The 18,683-nt window shown below is 38.7% G+C and carries 13 protein-coding genes; 3 read left to right on the top strand and 10 right to left on the bottom strand.

The annotated features are described in order from the left end of the window. The first annotated feature begins 5 nt into the window (after positions 1-5). Entirely contained in the window at positions 6-2,180 is a 2,175-nt protein-coding gene (locus CHB68_RS10410) for an acylase (protein ID WP_089260821.1), read from the top strand. Between the two features lie 22 nt (positions 2,181-2,202). Here the strand turns inward: CHB68_RS10410 and CHB68_RS10405 are convergent, their stop codons facing one another. The 9 genes from CHB68_RS10405 to CHB68_RS10365 form a co-directional block, all read right to left on the bottom strand. Beyond that, complete coding sequence (locus CHB68_RS10405) at positions 2,203-2,856, bottom strand: hypothetical protein (protein WP_089260820.1); 654 nt, start codon at positions 2,854-2,856, stop codon at positions 2,203-2,205. Positions 2,857-3,059: 203 nt separating this feature from the next. After that, positions 3,060-4,124: a dipeptidase gene (locus tag CHB68_RS10400; RefSeq protein ID WP_089260819.1), complete on the bottom strand. Its 1,065-nt coding sequence runs from the start codon at positions 4,122-4,124 to the stop codon at positions 3,060-3,062. 2 nt (positions 4,125-4,126) lie between these two features. Further along, a complete protein-coding gene (locus CHB68_RS10395) occupies positions 4,127-5,239 on the bottom strand; it encodes a D-TA family PLP-dependent enzyme (RefSeq protein WP_089260818.1) in 1,113 nt (370 codons plus the stop codon). A 5-nt stretch (positions 5,240-5,244) separates the two neighbouring features. Further along, positions 5,245-5,712, bottom strand: a complete 468-nt coding sequence (locus tag CHB68_RS10390; RefSeq protein WP_089260817.1) for a RidA family protein — start codon at positions 5,710-5,712, stop codon at positions 5,245-5,247. Between the two features lie 10 nt (positions 5,713-5,722). Next, positions 5,723-7,039, bottom strand: a complete 1,317-nt coding sequence (locus CHB68_RS10385; RefSeq protein WP_089260816.1) for a gluconate:H+ symporter — start codon at positions 7,037-7,039, stop codon at positions 5,723-5,725. A 101-nt stretch (positions 7,040-7,140) separates the two neighbouring features. Next, a complete protein-coding gene (gene aqpZ, locus CHB68_RS10380; RefSeq protein ID WP_089260815.1) occupies positions 7,141-7,830 on the bottom strand; it encodes an aquaporin Z in 690 nt (229 codons plus the stop codon). A gap of 115 nt (positions 7,831-7,945) precedes the next feature. Beyond that, positions 7,946-9,067 carry an acyltransferase family protein gene (locus tag CHB68_RS10375; RefSeq protein WP_089260814.1) on the bottom strand — a complete coding sequence of 374 codons (1,122 nt, stop codon included), beginning with the start codon at positions 9,065-9,067 and terminating at the stop codon, positions 7,946-7,948. 75 nt (positions 9,068-9,142) lie between these two features. Continuing rightward, a complete protein-coding gene (locus CHB68_RS10370) occupies positions 9,143-10,318 on the bottom strand; it encodes a helix-turn-helix domain-containing protein (protein ID WP_089260813.1) in 1,176 nt (391 codons plus the stop codon). A 4-nt stretch (positions 10,319-10,322) separates the two neighbouring features. Beyond that, on the bottom strand, positions 10,323-11,219 hold the full coding sequence (locus CHB68_RS10365; protein WP_089260812.1) for a metallophosphoesterase family protein: 897 nt from the start codon (positions 11,217-11,219) through the stop codon (positions 10,323-10,325). Positions 11,220-11,329: 110 nt separating this feature from the next. Between CHB68_RS10365 and CHB68_RS10360 the strand changes: the two genes are divergently transcribed. Continuing rightward, positions 11,330-13,702, top strand: coding sequence for a GAF domain-containing protein (locus tag CHB68_RS10360; protein ID WP_089260811.1), 2,373 nt, complete (start codon positions 11,330-11,332; stop codon positions 13,700-13,702). Here the strand turns inward: CHB68_RS10360 and CHB68_RS10355 are convergent. Then, positions 13,691-14,908 (bottom strand): Pycsar system effector family protein, encoded by a 1,218-nt coding sequence (locus CHB68_RS10355; protein WP_089260810.1) that lies wholly within the window; start codon positions 14,906-14,908, stop codon positions 13,691-13,693. The genes CHB68_RS10360 and CHB68_RS10355 overlap by 12 nt on opposite strands. Before the next feature lie 57 nt (positions 14,909-14,965). Here CHB68_RS10355 and CHB68_RS10350 point away from each other — a divergent pair, with 57 nt between their 5' ends. Further along, positions 14,966-18,682, top strand: a complete 3,717-nt coding sequence (locus tag CHB68_RS10350; protein ID WP_089260809.1) for a metallophosphoesterase — start codon at positions 14,966-14,968, stop codon at positions 18,680-18,682. Position 18,683 lies beyond the last annotated feature (1 nt).

The following is an 18,683-nucleotide window of genomic DNA, read 5'->3' as shown; positions in this document are numbered from 1 at the left end:
TGGTTATGAATAAAATAGTTTATGTGTTGGTCTTCATCCTATTTTTATCTTGTAATACGGAGAAAGCCGGTAACCCCAAAGTGGATAAGTGGGAGGCACAAGCGGCAAATGTTGAGATTATAAGGGATGGTTATGGTGTGCCACATATTTATGGTAAGACAGATGCAGATGCCGTTTTTGGATTGTTGTATGCACAGTGCGAGGATGATTTTAACCGTGTAGAGCAAAACTACATATGGGCAACGGGTAGATTGGCAGAAGTAGATGGCGAAGAAGCCTTGTACAGCGATTTGCGCGCAAAACTCTTTATGACCGAAGAAGAAGCTAAAGCGAATTATGAAAAGAGTCCTACTTGGTTAAAAGAATTATGTGATGCTTTTGCAGACGGAATAAATTACTATCTCTATACGCACCCAGAAGTAAAACCGAAATTGCTGACGCATTTTGAACCATGGATGCCCATGTATTTTAGTGAAGGCTCTATTGGTGGGGATATTGAGCGCATTTCTACTAGGAAGATCGCCGCTTTTTATGAGAGTGATATGGAGCTGCCCAAGATGGAAATGTTGCAATTAAATAAAGAGAAGGAAGTGGAGGAGCCTCAAGGTTCTAACGGAATTGCAATTTCGGGTAAGCTGACACGGTCCGGTAATCCTTTATTATTGATCAATCCGCATACCTCGTTTTATTTTAGGGGAGAAGTTCATGTAGTTTCTGAAGAGGGATTAAACGCCTATGGTGCAGTAACTTGGGGCCAGTTTTTCGTTTACCAAGGATTTAACGAAAAAACCGGATGGATGCATACATCAACCTATACTGATGTTATGGATGAATTCAAGGAAACGATTATAAAAAACGATGACGAATTGATGTATCAATACGGAGAAGAATTACGTCCTGTAGCATCGTCTGAAATACTTTTGAAGTATTTGGATGGAGAAGTATTGAAAGAGAAAAAATTTCCTGCATACAGAACGCACCACGGACCCATAACCCATGTTGCCGATGGGCAATGGACGGCATCTGCCATGATGTGGGAACCTGTAAAAGCTTTGGAACAATCGTTTATCCGTACAAAACAAAGTGGATACAAGGGTTTTAGGACCATGATGGATATCCGAACCAACTCAAGCAACAATACGGTTTATGCAGATGCGGAAGGCAACATTGCATATTTTCATGGAAATTTTGTTCCAAAAAGAGACGTTCAGTTCAACTATTCCCAACCTGTAGATGGTAGTGACCCTAAGACAGATTGGCAAGGATTGCATACGGTAGATGAAAATATTCTAATAAAAAATCCTGAAAATGGTTGGATCCAGAATTGTAATTCCACTCCGTATACTGCAGCGTTGGAATTTAGTCCTAGCAAAGAAGATTACCCCTATTATATGTCCAGGGATCAAGAGAATTTTAGGGGAGTACATGCTATTGACTTATTGAAAGATCGTAAAGGATATACCATAGATAGTTTAATTCAATTGGCACATGATCCATTTTTACCAGCCTTTAAGGCGCTCATTCCTGGATTGGTAAAGGCTTATAATTCGCATGACGATAAAAACCCAAAATTAAGGGAACCAATAAAAATTTTAGAAGATTGGGATTACACTACTGGAGAAGATCAAGTAGCTATTACCTTGGCCCACTTTTATGGAACGGCAATGGGCAGTAGGGCAGCGCATCCGGAAGGGTTGAGTGACATGGAACGTATGATTTATTTTGGCACACATACAGAAGAAGCATTAAAGATATTTGAAGAGGTGATTGATGAACTAACGGCGGATTTTGGTACGTGGAAAATGCCGTGGGGAGCGGTAAATAGATATCAGCGAACTACAGGAGATATCGTACAACATTTTGATGATGCACAACCAAGCATTCCTATAGGCTTTGCATCCGGTAGGTGGGGGGCATTGGCCGCTTATGGCGCTCGGTATACAACGGATGGTGCTAAAAAATTATATGGTACAAGGGGCAACAGTTTTGCCGCAGTTGTTGAATTTGGGGATACGGTTAAGGCTAAAAGTATTCTGGCAGGCGGACAAAGTGGTAATCCCGGTTCGCCACATTTTAACGATCAGATTGATAGTTACAGGAATGTAAATTGGAAAGAAGTACTTTATTATCGTAATGATGTTCTAAAAAATGCAAAACGCACGTATGTTCCTGGTAAGTAAAAGAACTAAGTAAAAATTAGGACTACATTGATTCTTTGGTAACGATCAAAGTAGCCTTGGAACCTGCGGATAATAACCATTTGTTAGAGTAGATCAGCTCTCCTTTATCATTGTAAACATCTACCTGTGCGGTGTTAGGTGCAGAGGAACCGTGGTTCAAAGCTTCAAAGTCCAAACGGTTAAAGCCATCTTGTAGGTCTACATTAATTCCTTTAAAAGCTCCGGTCAGTAATAGATTTTGCTCAATGACCATATCGTTCATATAAATCTTAACACGGTCACCGTCTACATATTCATGATCTCTACAAACAATGCCAATATATTTTCCGTTACTTTTAATATCTCCTAAATACTGGTCTGCAAAAAATTGTCCAGATCCATTTAGGCGCTCTCCAGGACCAACCCTTGGATCAATCTTCATGCCCGTGCCTGCCTGTACCAATTCTTCATCGGGCAACATTTTTACCGGATTTCTGGATTTCATATCAATATTGGGCTGTTCCTTGATCAGAGAAGGCATATTTAAAGCATTGCCCGTACTTGTCTTGCCTTGCGGCTCAATAGGTTTTGCCGCCTCAATTTTTAAGGGTTTTGGAGTAGGAAATTCGGACTGTGCGGAAACCTTGGTTAATGCACAACAAACCATAATTATTAAAAGAAAAAAAGAATTTCTCATTTATTACTCAATATGATGAAATAAAGATAACAAATACCCTGCCATGGGCACTTAAGGCTTCGTTAAAAATTAATTCATTGTCATATAATTCGTTGAAATGTAGCTGTTAGCAGTGTTAGTCGCTGTCTTTTTCTTGTTTTTGCTCCGAAAGCCCGAGTAATAATATGAGTGAGACTAAATATGCGTATAATATTTTCAATACATTATTTTAAGTTTTCCCTTAAGAATGAAATGAAATTTCCGCTCATTATTTTCTCAATGTCTTGAGGTGCATACCCTCTGTTTTCTAATAAATGAACACATTTTTGCAAATCTGCAATGGTATCTACATCGGCAGGACCTTGTTCTTTTCCAAATCCGCCATCTAGGTCAGAACCAATGCCTACATGATTGGCATTACCGGCTAGTTGACAAATGTGATCGATATTATCGAGCATTTGCTGTAGACTTACCCCTGCAGATTGCGGTGTAGAAACCCCTCTTTCCCAATTTGGAGCCATCATCCAAGCATCAAGTACAACACCAATAACACCTTTACGTGATATAATTTCCTTAATCTGTTCATCTGTAAATTGCCTATGGTGGTTAACCAAGGCCCTGCAATTATTGTGGCTGGCCCAAAGAGGACCCTCATAGTTCACCATAGTTTCCCAAAAACTGATATCGCATAGATGGGTTACGTCTAAAATTATTCCTAAACGTTGAATTTCCTTTAATAGCGCTCTTCCTTTGGTACCGATACCACCAGATGAGTTGGTACCATGGGCATATGTGCCGGGGCCATAATGTGCGGGGCCAATGGCGCGTAACCCTTGATCATATGAACGTTTTAAGTATGAGATGTCGATAATAGAATCTGCACCTTCTAAACTTAATATATAGCCAATAGGTTTCTTTTCATTATCGGTTTTCCAAAGTTCCAGGTGCGCATCAAGTTGAATTTTGTTGGTGATTTGAACCATTTCTTTAGCATCTTCCATGCTTTTGTACCATGCCAGTTGCCCTTGTGTCTGTGCCCAGGCCTGTTGGGGTGATTTCCACCCCGGTAGTGTATTGTCCTTATGGACATAACGGGCAATTTGCGTTGCCATACAGAGTCCTATATTACCTTTTCGCATAGCATCTAACGATACTGTATTGTTACCTCTATCCGGTTTGTCGGTCATACCTTGCTCACCATTTCTAATATCTTCAACAGACCAAGTAAGGTCGCGGTTCCACTCCATGGCATTCATGGATAGGTCTAAATGGGCATCGAATATAAACATGTTTAAATAGTAGATTTTTGGGTTCTTGCAGTTACCGGCCAATGATCGATAACCTCATTATCTTTAACGACGGTAAGGGTATCGTATTTAGCTACGGTAGGACAAATATGTTTAGGAACTGCGTAGTGCACATCACCTATCTCAGGTATGGTAAGGTCGTCATATTCAACTACCAAATGCTCTTCTGACTGACTAATTTGCTTACTGTGTTCAAGGTCTAAAAATTCTATTCGGGGAAAAGGCATTTCTGGTGCTATTGATTTATGACCTAGATCAAAACAAAGAATACCAGTAGTGGGTTTGCTGAGTATTCGTGTTATTAAAACTGCCGCAGGTAAAAAATTCATCTCTGGAAAAAGAGTTCCATAGCCGGAATCCCAAAGTAATGTGGTACCTGGGCTGGCCTCCACATCTTTCCGTTTACAGTGAAATGGAAATGTTGGTGAACCACCAGCCACTATTTTTGGACTTGGTATCCGTAGTTGCTCAATAGCGGCTTTTAATTTTAATACTGGTTCAAAAGCGGTATTGCAATCTGCTTGGCGTATAGTGGGATTCGTATTTCGTAAATGACCATCGTACACATGTAAACCTTCGGCAATTAAATGCTCATGTTCATTTAATGCTCTATATAGGGCCAATGCTTTTTGGTCAGGAGCTATACCTGTTCGGTTCATACCGTTATTGATATCTATCCACAGCGAAATTTTAATATTATTCGCTTTAGCTAGATCACCTAGCAGATTTACAGTTTTGGCGTTGTCTACGAGGGTAGAGAATTTGGTAGTGCCATATTTTTTTATGAGTTCAACAAAGCGTTTAGTATTTGGGCCAATAGGTTGCATGGCCAATAGGACATCTTTGGCGTTGCAATCTCCAAGCAATTCTGCTTCGGGAATCGTGGCACATTTAAATTTGTGGATTCCAGATAACATTTGCATACCAATGATGTTGGCATTTTTGTAGGTTTTTACATGGGGCCTTAATCTATTTACATCACCTACCATAGAAATCATGGTATTGATATTTTGCTGTATTCTATCTGGATAGACAAGTAGTGAGGGCGAAATAACCTCCTCAGGATAGTGTAAGGAATACCAGTGGTCGTCTTTCATGAGATTTAATGATGTAATTCAAAATGAGCCTCAATTTCAACAGGTATTCCGCCAGGTAGTATCATACCAACTGCACTACGAACACCAACACCGTTATCGGGACCAAAAATAGCTGCCATAAGTTCGCTGAAACCATTAATGACCAAAGGTTGCTGCCCAAAATCTGGAGTGGAATTTACCATTCCCAAGGTCTTTACAATACGTTTAATTTTATCGATATCGCCAAAATGGGTCTGTATAGTAGATAGCATGGTCAAGGCCACTTGCCTTGCGGCTAATTTTGCCTCTTCCATGGTCATATCATCGCCTGCTCTGCCAATAATCAAAGAACCGTCATTCTGCATGGGTCCTTGTCCGGATATATAAAGAAAATGGTCCACGACAAGAACCGGTTTGTACAATCCTGCAGGTGGCGGTGCGGGTGGAAGTACCAACCCTAATTCCTTAATTCTTTCAGAAGGTTTCTTTTGCATATTAATTTTTTTAAATGAACATATTTATTACCAGAACACCGATCAACCCCATAACCCCTACTGTTGTTTCCATAACGGTCCAACTTTTAAGGGTATCGTTTACGGACAAGTTGAAGTATTCTTTAAAGAGCCAAAAGCCGCTATCGTTTACGTGGGATAACATTAAACTTCCGGAACCAATGGCTAGCACCATTAATTCTGGACTAACTCCGGTGCCTTGCACCAATGGCAGTACAATACCTGCTGCCGTTAAACCGGCTACGGTTGCGGAACCTACGCACACACGGATGACCGTAGCGATCAGCCAAGCTAAAATTAAAGGAGATATTGAAGATTGTTCCAATATACCACCAATATATTCGCTAACTCCACTATCGATCAATACCTGTTTTAAAGCTCCGGATCCCGCAATGATTAGAAGTACCATGGTAATTCCTGTAATGGCACTGCTTACCGAACCCATAACTTCCGCCATACTTTTGCCTCGGCCCAATCCCAAAGTATAAATAGCCACCAATACCGAAATCAACATGGCTATGGCAGGATTACCCATAAACACTAAAATTTTTGTTAGAAAGAAATCTGTAGGCATAAAGAGCTGGGCAAGAGCGGCAATTGCTATAAGAATTACGGGTAAAAGTGCACTGATGATACTATTGGCCATACTGGGCATTTCATCTTCCTTTAAAATTACAGGATTTATAAATTCCTTTAAAGGGGTAGCATTTATATTCTTTAAAGTTCTTGAAAATAAGGGGCCTGCCACGATAATTGCTGGGATGGCCACTAAAATACCGTATAATAATGTCTTACCAATATCGGCATTGAACATAGATGCCAATGCAGTAGGGGCTGGGTGTGGCGGTAGATATCCATGGGTTACCGAGAGGGAGGCCAACATTGGAAGTCCAACATATAATAAGGGTAGCCCGGTAGCTGCGGCAATGGTAAATACCAAGGGCACTAAAATCACGAACCCTACGGAATAGAACATGGGAATACCTACTATAAAACCCGTTAGGACAACGGCCCATTGAATATTCTTTTTACCGAATTTTTCTACCAGTTTTGTAGTTATACGTTGGGCGGCACCACTATCTGCCACCAATTTGCCCAACATGGCTCCCAAACCTAAAATAATGACGAGAAAACCTAATATATTGCCTATACCTTTCTGAATGGAGTCCACAACACTTAAGGGGTCCATACCTTCTGCGATACCAACGAACAGGGATACGATGATAAAGGTGATAAAAGCATTTAATTTAAAACGGGCAATAAGTACAAAGAGTAGAAGTATTCCTAAAATTACAATGAATAATGGCATGTTAAAGTTGAGTTGATTGGTTGATACTTTAAATATACCATAAAATAAAAGCGCATCATATTTTATATAAATATGATGTGCTTTCTTAATGTGAGAATAATTTAATCCGTAGTTTCAGGGGAGATAATTTTATATACAATTCCTGCTAGAATAGCACCGATAATTGGGGCCAACCAGAACAACCATAGTTGTCCTAGTGCCCAATCGTTGACAAAAAGTGCTTGACTGGTACTACGGGCAGGGTTTACAGAAGTATTGGTGACCGGTATACTAATAAGGTGTATAAGCGTAAGGCAAAGGCCAATGGCCAAGCCGGCAAATCCTCTTGGGGCCTTTGTATATGTAGAACCTAAAATCACAAAAAGAAAAATAAAGGTCATAGCCGCTTCAATGAAGAATGCAGAAGTCATACTGTATCCTCCCGGGGAATGCTCTCCATAACCGTTGGCGGCAAAATTGCCCAATACAAAATCTGATTTACCCGATGCAATAAGAAATAGTATGGCAGCACCCGCAATAGCCCCCATACATTGGGCAATGATATAAGGAAATAGATCTTTACCGTCAAAACGCCCCCCTACCCAGAGACCAATGGATACGGCCGGATTTAAATGACATCCGGAAATATGGCCTATGCCGTACGCCATGGTAACCACGGTGAGTCCAAAGGCCAAGGATACCCCAACAAAGCCAATACCCATTTCTGGAAATCCTGCTGCAAGGACGGCACTACCGCAACCACCTAAGACCAACCATAGCGTCCCGATAAATTCTGCAATAAATTTTTTCATTTTAATAAGGTTTAATTGATTCTATATATTTAGAAACCAAAACCTTATGTAAGTCACATAATTGTTGAAGTTTTAGGGTGGATTTTTAAACTAGTTTTTTATGATCAATGAGATGTTAAACCATTTTTTTCAATCCAAATAGGGGATGTAAAATTTTTATTTTTAAGATTATAAAATGATAGATAAACCAGCAAATTAGGAATGTACCTATGATAAGAACAAAAGACTTGGTAAGCAGCCCCCAGTTTAAATCCTTTACATAATAGGCCAATGCAATTATGACTGTTTGGTGCAGGATGTAAAATGGGTACACTCCTCTATTGGCATAACTTAGGTATTTGCTTGGTTTGTTCTTATAGGTTGCTGCATAACCCAATAGTACAAGAATCCATGACCAAAAATTAAAGACTTTTAAAAATGCTTCGGTAAAATGTACCACGTAACCATCTTCCAATTGCCAGATTAAGAGTAGACCTATAAATCCTAAAATACCAAATCTCAGTGCTTTTTGTCTGATTTTTGATAGAGCTATCCAGAAAACCTCTTCATTGGCAACCAGGACAAAGCCAAAGAAAAACAAGGTCATGGAAGAAGTGAAATTAAACCAGTCATTAAGGAGGTCATGGGTAATATCAAAAAAAGGTTCCATAAATGCTTCTAGCAAATACAATGGTATTATAAAAATGTAAAGTCCCAGTGGTTTATGAAGTATTCCCTTGGTCCAACTGATCAGTTTATTTTTTCTATGTTTTAAAAAAATGAAAACGGGGGATAGAAGAATGGAAAATATTAATAGGTAGGGCAAAAACCATAAATGGTGCCAGCTAATGTTACCTTCTGGGTAAACACCCTTATATGCAATAGTACCAAGATATTTCAGGTAGGATCCGTGAAATTGATTTTCCGCCAAACGTTCAAAATAAATTTGAGGGGGTACAATGACCAACATACCAAAGAGCAGGGGCACACCTAATCGTAGAAAACGTTCTTTGTTAAATTCCAACAGGGTGCGTTTAGAAAAAGCGTAGTAGGTTCCCATGCCAGAAATAAGGAATAGAATGGGCAATCTCCATTGGTTTAAAAATAGCATAGGCCAGGTTAGCCATTCATAAATGATATTGTTTTTTAAATGCCACCCCCAAGGAACAAAGAACATTCCCACGTGATAGAATATTAATAGCGAAAAGACAAATACACGCAACCAATCCAAATCGTATCTTCTAAACCTTTTATCCATGACCGTTAAGTTTTGGTCAAATTTGAAGATTCTAGATGTCTTTGTGGTTCTAATGGACCGCCAATCTCTCCACAATTACAATTTTGGATAAATTGTTTTTTGAAATTTTGAAGGGGAAGACCCTATTTCTTTCTTAAAAGCATTGTAAAAGGCAGATTTGGATTTAAAACCAACAGATGCTCCTATAGCTTCAATAGTGAGATGGTTATATTGCGCATCTATAAGTCTTTGTTTTGCAAGGGCTATTCGTTTAGAATTGATGTAGGAATTAAAGTTTGAGCCAAACCCTAGATTAATTGCCTTTGAAATTTGGTTGGGGTGCATCTGTAAGCGTCCGGCCAGATCATTTAAACTTGCATTTATGGATAGCACATACTCTTCTGTATCAACAAATGTTTCTATTTCCTTAAATGAAATTTGTTTGGTAGGTTTTCCTAAAGTTTCATATTTGTCCGCTACCCAAGATTTATCAAAAAAGCGTGATTCCGAAACTATAATATAGGTGGTTGCAAATGCCACTACGGTTTCGAAAATTGCAATATATTGATCACCCTTATCATCATCATATACATAAAATACGCAAAAGACAAGTAAGAAAAAGAAACACAGTATAAGCGCGGAGTTTCTTGTAAATATATATTTGGCATAGTTGCCGGTAGACGCATTTTGAGTAATTCTAGCATGTTCTTCCCTAACCAAGATCATTGATAGGATGGTATAGGTTAAAAGACTTATCAGAATAAGCCAATCAAAAATATCCTTGAAAAAATGATAGCTGTAATTAAAGTTTTCTGTTACGTTAGCAGTGGGAAAATCATTAAAATATGCGCCTAGATAAGCATTAAGTTTGACTGATAGTGGTGCAAGGTAAAAAGGAATTTGAGACATAAAATAGCCCACTGGAAGCACAAAATGCCACCAACCTTGTTTTAGTGATATGTGCCTCCGCTTTAAGAAACCATAAATGGAAAAATAAATCATGGGTCCCAATAAAAGGACCAAAGGTTCCGTAGAATCGTTTAAAAAAAGTACATGCTTCATTAGCCCGGTGTAACAGACATATACATCTAAAAATATTATGGCACCGAACAAAATTGCTAGGGCCAAATATTTTAAGGGCGGGTTTCCCTTACTTTTTAACAACATTATAAGACTTATAAAGATGTTTTGTACCACCCCCAACAACATAATGCCCGATGTTAGATTATGCCTAACAGGAATTTGGTCTATAAGTTCGTTTATTGTAACCATTACATTACTTTTCTCTATAGTCCTCTAGTTTTTGGGGACCTTCAAGTAAAATACGTACAACACGTAAAGTACCATCATCGGTAGTGTTGATCTGCCATTTGATCAATGAGATCTTTCCGTTTTCTATCTCAATTCCTGTTATACTCCTAGGGTGCACACAACTACCATCGTTAAAAAGGGGGATATCACCAGGTTCTGGAAAACGGGGCCTGTGGGTATGCCCTATGACCGTAACCAAAAGGTTATGCTTTAAAATCCATTTTTTTATACGCCGTTCTACTTTTATAAGTTCCGTGTAGTTCTTTGCTGGAGAGGTAGGATCGGCAATGCCCCATACCTGTAAAGGTTTCCAAAGGACCCTGACTAAAAATCGGCCCCATCTCCAAAAAGTATAGTTCCACCAATCTGCTTGGTGGCCATGGGTAAGAAAAATTTCTTGTTGGGTTTCCTTATGCCTTAATATAATGGCTTCATGGTATTTTATGCCCTCAAAGAGCGATTTGTCCTTATCGTCAATAGGCTCAAAATAACTTGAAAGGTGTTTTTTAACATAAGCTTCATCCTTGTAGACCATATCATGATTGCCCCAGATCATGTGTAATCTATGTTCTAGATGAAACTGTTTTAATAATTTAAATACATTTTTATGTGCTTCAAAAATAGATTCAAAGTGAATGTTTTCCCATAGTTCATCACCATCACCAAGCTCGCAATATTGAAATCCTTCTGAATAATAGAATTTTAGGGCGTGATAGTAAATGTTTCTATTATTGGCAAAATCATCGGCAAAACTATTGTCACCTCTATGACAGTCACTAAACAGAATGAATTTGGAAGTATCGTCAAAGGAAAGGACTTTGGCATTTTTAAGGGCTTTATTAAGTCTGGTTTCCGATGACATGGTCTATTTTTCGTTAAATATCCGAAAATCCCGCCAACCATATGGGAGTAGTTCCTAAAAAACTTGTGGTGTTTTGTAACTTTACAGCATAAATGTAGACTAAGAATTACATGAACCATCCGTACAATAGTGTTATGCCTTTAAAGCATCTGGTCAGTTTTGACAAACTTCTGCGGAAGTATGAGGAACAATTGACCGGAGATGACCCTTTTTTGGCCGCAACGGCCAAACGCATTTTGGATGCCCAAAGCCAATATCCGGAACTGCGTGACGGATTTACGGATTTTGCTCTATTGGAAAAATACAAGGAGGTTATCGATAGAATTTTACAGGATACCTTTACCGAGGCATTGAGTACCAACGAAATTAAGGTTGCCACGTTGCCGTACAGGGATGTTATCATTAAGTCAACAAAACGCTTTCAAAAGATAATCAGTGAAGCTGGTAAGGAATATCAGCCAGAAATGAGAAGTCTTGGCGAAGGTATGGACTATATCATGAGCTGTGTTGTGATCTTGAATTTCCACTATGGATTTGAATTTGATTTCAGCAGACCTTATTTTTATGATATACCAGATGCGCAGGGGGTTATGCGCCACTACAGAATTTTATACAATGCAGATTTTATAGAGATTATTGCTACTGAAAAAGCAAAAGACATTACCCAGGACGATGTAGATGAATTATTGGAAAACCCATATGACGTAGCATTGTGGATGGAGAAGATTCCGCCAGAAAGTTTTATTAGCAAGGGTTTTGTTATAGCAAACTTGTTTGACGTTACGGCAGAGCAGGCCATATCCGATATAAAATCAAAATTGATTTCCAAGAATAATTTACGTCCCGTAAATTTCATGGAGGAATTGCAGGAGACCTTCAAATCCTTCTTTAAACTGCCCAATATAAAGGTGGGTTTTGCCTCATATGATGCCAAGAGCGATAGGTTTGAGGAGATTATAGGCATGAGCTTCAATAGCTTTCTTTTACATGGTCAAGATCATTTAAGCTGCAAGACCGCTTTGTGCATGGAGTCGTATGACAAGTTGATCAATGACAATGCTTATTTCATCATAACCGATATTGACCGTTTTGTGGAGACAAATGAGGGTGTGGAGCCTTATGCTGCATTAAAGGAGCAGCAAATAAAGAGTGCAATTTTTGCTCCCATTGCCTTTGAAGGAAAATTATTGGGCGTTCTAGAAGTAGTTTCTGAACGAAAAGGAGTGTTGAATGGTGTAAATGCGCAAAAGCTGGACGATGTAATGCCCTTTATCGTTTCTGCCGTGGTACGCGCCAAAAATGAGGAAAATAATAGGATAGATGCAATTATACAGAATGAGTGTACCTCTGTGCATTCCTCTGTATATTGGAAATTTCAGGAAGAGGCCAAAAGGTTTATGGGAGATGAGTTGGAAGGAAGACCAACTGCGTTCAGGGAAATTATCTTTAAGGATGTGTATCCGCTTTTTGGTCAAATTGATATTAAGGATTCTTCCAAGGCCAGAAACCTTGCCATTCAGCGAGATTTAATGATACAGCTTTCTGAAATAGCCAATGTTCTTACTTTGGCTATGGATAAGTGGCACCTGCCCATTTATGAAGAATTGATATTCAGGGTGAACAATCACCTTGAAAGTATAAAGGAAATGTTGTACACCAATAGTGAGCAGGCCATATTTGATTTTGTACACGATGAAATCACACCGGTTTTTGAGCATTTAAAAAAATCCGATAGTACCATTGAAAAACATATTCTTGCCTATGAGGCAAAGATTGATATGGGTACGGGTTCATATTACGATCATAGAAAAAACTATGATGAAAGTGTAACCCTGATCAATAAAAAATTATCTGCCGTTATTGATAAGAAGCAAGAAAGTGCACAAAACATGTATCCACATTATTATGAGCGCTTTAAGACGGATGGAGTAGAACATAATATGTACATTGGTGAATCTATATCAGAAGATTTGGAATATAACCAGCTATATCTTAATAATCTTCGACTTTGGCAATTACAGGTAATGTGTGAAATGGAAAATGTGCACTATGCCCTAAAACCTGAGTTGCCCGTTCCGTTAGACGCCACCTCATTAATACTGGTGTACAATACCTCATTATCCATTCGATTTAGAATGGATGAAAAACAATTTGATGTTGATGGAACCTATAACGCCCGTTATGAGGTAATCAAGAAAAGGATAGACAAATCATATATTAAGGGAACCGAGGAAAGATTAACCAAGAAAGGCATGCTTTCAATCGTGTATTCACAGAAAAAAGATGAACTGGAGTATTTAAGATATATTAAGTTCTTAAAATCTAAAGGTTATTTTACCAACAAAATAGAGATTGTTGAGTTAGAGGGGTTGCAGGGCGTATCGGGTCTTAAGGCCATACGTGCGGAAATCCTATACAAAACGGAGAAAGCTCCGGATAAAACCTATACTTACAACGATTTGATCGATACCTTAAAGGAATAGTACTTGGCTCAATAATTCTAGTTTTCTGTCCGGGCCATAGAACTTGAACGAGATTGCAAATGCAATAACGGAGAGGATCATGCCTATCATAAATATAGTGTAGGTCCAACGCAACAAGGTGTATTTTCTATTGAGCACTATTCCTAAAAAATAAAGGTCTTTGGTCAAGGAAGAATATATGTAATCCTTATCCTTTAGCATTTCTTGTATGGCCCACTCGTATTCACCTAATTTCATTTTATGAAAATTACCAAAAAACAATAAATTCACATTTTTGTTGGCCACATCTTCTTTGGTAAAAGAACCACTGGTTACATTGGGTCTAGTTGCCAAAACCGCTAATATCATTGATACTATAGCAAAGAGAACAAAGATTACGGTTGGGTAAATGAGATAATCGTTGGACGGGTTGTCCAATTTTGGAATTAAATTGGATAATGCCAACGATATAATGATGGCATTCACAGAAAGAAGAATATTGGCCTTGGTATCCGCAATATCACTTAGGGTAATATGATTTTTAAGTGTAACCCTATATAAGGTCTGTATGCCCCGATCTGGACTTTCGCCCTTAAATTTGGCTTTGAGCCGTTCTTTTTTTGCAATTTTTTTCTCGGATTTTTTATCCTTGATCAGCTTTCTTAAATTCTTGTCCTTTTTTTCTGACCAATGTTCCTTGGCATAGTCCGTGTAATATTGGTGGTCTGTTCTAAATACTTGAATGTTGCCTTGCAACCATTCTTTTTGGCTAAAATTTTTAACCCCCAGTAATTTTAGCTCCTCACGTAGTAATTCCGATGTTTCAATATAACTACTTTGGGCAAAATGTGAGGAATCCGCATCCCTTATGATTTCCTCCATTAAATTAGATGGCTTTGCATTCCATTTTGTGGCCAGTATACACGTTTTTATCTGTTCTATTTTATTGGGTTCATAACCTTCCTTTGTTAGGAAAGTCTCGGCTATGGCACAGCTGTTCTCCTCATGATCTTTTATCCCTTTGGTGTATCCTGTATCATGCAGCCAGGCAACAAGTAGTAATAATTCCCTTTCTTGATCGGATAGAGAACATGCGTCCAATAATTCTTTAGTACTTTTAACGACACGTTGAGTGTGCCTGAGGTTATGATATAGAAAATTCTTATCCAACTTGTTAGTAAGTAGATCGGTCACAAAATCTTGTGCCTTGGCTAAGATATTCGACATAGGAAATTTTGGTTAGAAATACCCAAATTACAAAAATTTAAAGAGGGTTACATTACTATGAGAAAATATTATGCTTACCTATTAATAGTATCCGTAATTGCCAGTTGCGCCACCATTGATACTAAATATGTAGATGAAAAATATGCGTTGGACGTTCAAGAGGACAAAGAAGTGGTCCATACGTTTTATCTTATAGGTGATGCGGGCCTGTCCCCAATGGGAGACATGAACGCTGCCTTGAAAATTTTCAAGAAAAGACTGGACAAAGCGGATAAGAACAGTACTGCTATTTTTTTGGGAGACAATATATATCCTGCTGGTTTGCCAGACCCCAAGGATTCTACAGCCGCATATTTTAATGCCAAAAATGATCTTGATGCCCAGTTGAAGACCCTTGATAATTTTAAGGGTAGACCATTGTTCATACCAGGAAATCATGATTGGTACACAGAAGGTTTAATAGGTCTGGAGCGGGAAGAGAACTATATCAAGGATGCATTGAAAAAGAAAGAAAAAGACCCGTTTTTACCGGAAAATGGATGTCCCTTGGATGTCATAGAGGTATCGGATGATGTTGCTATTATTACGATAGATACGGAGTGGTACTTGACGAATTGGGACAAGCGCCCGGATATGAACGATAAATGCGATATAAAAAGCAGGGAGAAATTTTTTCTGGAATTGGAGGACGCCATAAAGGATTATAGGGATAGAACTACGATTATTGCCATGCATCACCCTACTACAAGCTATGGTCCCCATGGTGGTCAATTTTCATTACGTAAACAATTTTATCCCAAAGAACTTCCTGTGCCGGTACCCGTATTGGGAACATTTATTAATGTACTTAGAAATACTTCCGGTGCATCTGTTGAGGATCTGAACAACAAGCGATACAATGAATTGATGAAAAGGGTAACTACTTTGGCCCAATTTTCCGATCGTGTAATATTCGCTTCCGGTCACGAACATACTTTACAATACATTGTTGAAAACAATACACCGCAAATTGTAAGCGGATCTGGGGCCAAGGAAGGTACCACTAGATTATTGAACGGGTCGCAGTTCAATACCGGAAAAATGGGCTATGCCACACTAGAAGTATACAAAGACGGTTCTTCAAGGGTTAGGTTCTATGGTGTTAGGGCTAATGGCAATGAAGAGTTTTTGTTTACCAATACCGTATTGCCACCTACTCAAGTAGAGTATACGGGTGAGTATACGGTTTCATTTCCTAAAACCGTAAAAGCTTCGGTATATACGCAAGAGGATATTGATAAGAGTAAATTTTTTAGGACTATATGGGGAGAACGTTACCGCAAGTATTATGGCACCAAAATTACAGCACCAACCGTTAATTTGGATACGTTAATGGGGGGTCTTATACCCGTGAAGAAAGGGGGCGGTCATCAATCCAAATCATTGCGGTTACAACGAAAGGACGGTAGGGAATATGTAATGAGGGCATTGAAAAAAAGTGCTGAACTTTATCTGCAGTCCATGGCATTTCAAGACCAGTATGTATTGGAAGACTTAAAGGAAACCTATACCCAAGAGCTATTACAAGATTTTTACACAGGGTCGCATCCTTATGGACCTTTTACCATTGCGGCACTTTCTGATGCTGTGGGACTTTACCATACCAATCCCGTATTGTATTATGTTCCCAAACAACCTGCTCTAAAGGAATACAACGATACTTTTGGTGACGAACTTTATATGATAGAGGAACATGCCGGTGATGGCCATGGAAATTTGGCAAGTTTTGGATATTCCAATGAGCTTAAGAGTACAGATAGTATGTTGGAAGATTTACGGGATGATGAAAAATATGAGGTGGACAAAGATTTATACCTACGGGCAAGATTGTTTGATATGGCTTTGGGAGACTGGGATAGACATGTAGACCAATGGAGGTGGGCAGAATTTAAGGACAAGGAGAGAGATAAAATAATCTATAGACCTGTACCCAGAGACCGTGATCAGGTGTTTTCCAAAATGGGCGATGGTGCCTTAATGAACATTGCTACCCGTATTATACCGGGGTTACGTTTAATGGAAGGTTTTACGGAAGAGATAAGAAGTGTCAAAGGCTTTAATTCATCTCCAAAAACCTATGTATTGGACTTGGCTTTATTGGGCGAAACGGACAAAGACCAATGGTTGGCGCAAGCGGATTATTTGCAAAAAAATTTAACTCCGGAAGTAATAGATAACGCCTTTACCGCTTTTCCTGAAGAGGTTAGGGATGAAACCATAGATGAAATAAAGAAAGTTTTGTTGGCACGGCTGAGTCATATACGGGAAACGGCCCAAGAATATTATGGTGTCCTTAATAAGTATGCAGTGGTTGCAGGTACTGATAAAGACGATTGGTTTGAAATTCATAGGCTAAACGAAAGGCAAACGGAAGTAAAGGTGTATAGGAATATAGATGATAAAAAGGAAAAACTTTTTTATCATAAAATATTTACAAAAGCGGATACCAAAGAAATTTGGGTATATGGTTTAGATGACGATGATATTTTTGAGATTGAGAATCCTTCAAATTTTAAGGGAATAAAAGTTAGGGTCATTGGTGGTCAAAATAATGATATATATAAAGTTGGCAATGGTAGAAATGTGGCACTCTATGATTTTAAGAGCAAGAAAAATACATTTGAAGAAACGTCCGGGGCAAAAGTAAAGCGCTCAGATGATTATGAGTTAAATACTTACCAGCCTTTAAATGTTAGAAATAGCTTTAACCAAATTATACCTACCATAGGTTTTAATCCGGATGATGGGGTGCGTATCGGATTTTTAAATACATATACTTATAATGGTTTTAGACAAAATCCATTTACTCAACAACATACATTTGCAGCATCTTATTATTTTGCTACAAGTGGTTTTGATTTTAAGTATCAGGGAGAATTTGCACATATTCTAGAGAATTGGAACGCTGAATTACATGCAAGATTTACCAGTCCTAATTTTGCCGTCAACTTTTTTGGTTTCGGTAACAACACCGTAAACCTTGATGATGATTTGGATTACAATAGGGTCAAATTAAGACAAATAGAATTTTCCCCATCCTTGGTGTGGCGCGGGCAATTGGGGGCAAAAGTTAAATTTGGGGTTTCCTATCAAAATATCAGTGTAGAAGAAACGGCGGATAGGTTTATAAATACGTTCTATCAACAAAATGGAGAAGAAACAAACAGTGATTTTTTAGGGGTTCATGCAGGTTATTCCTATGAAAATAAGGACAATGAAGCTTTTCCTACCATGGGCATGTCTACCAGTTTAAATGTTGGGTTTAAGGACAATATTTCCAATGGTGGTGGAGATTTTGGGTATATTATTCCTTCATTAGGCTTCGATTATAGGCTGGTGCCAAATGGAAGATTGGTGTTGGCCACCAAATGGAAGGCACATTTTAATGTAGGTAACGGTTATGAATTTTATCAAGCGGCAAGTATTGGGGGTACGGACGGACTTCGTGGTTTTAGAAACCAGCGGTTCACCGGGAAAACCAGTTTTTACCAAAATACGGATATACGCTTTAGCTTAAAAAAGAAACGTACTTCTCTTTTGCCAATGGCCATGGGTATTTTTGGTGGGTTTGATTATGGTAGGGTGTGGTATCCGGAAATAAGTTCCAAGCGTTGGCATACTTCTTATGGAGGTGGTTTTTTCTTGAATGCCTCAGACGTTATTTCTATTAATACGGCATTGTTTGCAAGTGATGATGGGGCAAGGTTTAGTTTTGGTCTGGGATTTGGATTTTAAG

Source organism: Maribacter sedimenticola (genome assembly GCF_900188415.1).
GTDB lineage: Bacteria > Bacteroidota > Bacteroidia > Flavobacteriales > Flavobacteriaceae > Maribacter > Maribacter sedimenticola.
The sequence above is the reverse complement of the archived record's forward strand: the minus strand, read 5'-3'. Positions and strand labels throughout refer to the sequence as shown.

Excerpts from the sequence above, each read along its gene's own strand:
- CHB68_RS10400 (WP_089260819.1), bottom strand. The coding sequence starts at position 4,124 with ATGTTTATATTCGATGCCCATTTAGACCTATCCATGAATGCCATGGAG.
- CHB68_RS10360 (WP_089260811.1), top strand. The coding sequence starts at position 11,330 with ATGAACCATCCGTACAATAGTGTTATGCCTTTAAAGCATCTGGTCAGT.
- CHB68_RS10385 (WP_089260816.1), bottom strand. The coding sequence starts at position 7,039 with ATGCCATTATTCATTGTAATTTTAGGAATACTTCTACTCTTTGTACTT.
- CHB68_RS10375 (WP_089260814.1), bottom strand. The coding sequence starts at position 9,067 with ATGGATAAAAGGTTTAGAAGATACGATTTGGATTGGTTGCGTGTATTT.
- CHB68_RS10410 (WP_089260821.1), top strand. The coding sequence starts at position 6 with ATGAATAAAATAGTTTATGTGTTGGTCTTCATCCTATTTTTATCTTGT.
- CHB68_RS10395 (WP_089260818.1), bottom strand. The coding sequence starts at position 5,239 with ATGAAAGACGACCACTGGTATTCCTTACACTATCCTGAGGAGGTTATT.
- CHB68_RS10390 (WP_089260817.1), bottom strand. The coding sequence starts at position 5,712 with ATGCAAAAGAAACCTTCTGAAAGAATTAAGGAATTAGGGTTGGTACTT.
- CHB68_RS10355 (WP_089260810.1), bottom strand. The coding sequence starts at position 14,908 with ATGTCGAATATCTTAGCCAAGGCACAAGATTTTGTGACCGATCTACTT.
- aqpZ (WP_089260815.1), bottom strand. The coding sequence starts at position 7,830 with ATGAAAAAATTTATTGCAGAATTTATCGGGACGCTATGGTTGGTCTTA.
- CHB68_RS10370 (WP_089260813.1), bottom strand. The coding sequence starts at position 10,318 with ATGGTTACAATAAACGAACTTATAGACCAAATTCCTGTTAGGCATAAT.
- CHB68_RS10365 (WP_089260812.1), bottom strand. The coding sequence starts at position 11,219 with ATGTCATCGGAAACCAGACTTAATAAAGCCCTTAAAAATGCCAAAGTC.
- CHB68_RS10405 (WP_089260820.1), bottom strand. The coding sequence starts at position 2,856 with ATGAGAAATTCTTTTTTTCTTTTAATAATTATGGTTTGTTGTGCATTA.
- CHB68_RS10350 (WP_089260809.1), top strand. The coding sequence starts at position 14,966 with ATGAGAAAATATTATGCTTACCTATTAATAGTATCCGTAATTGCCAGT.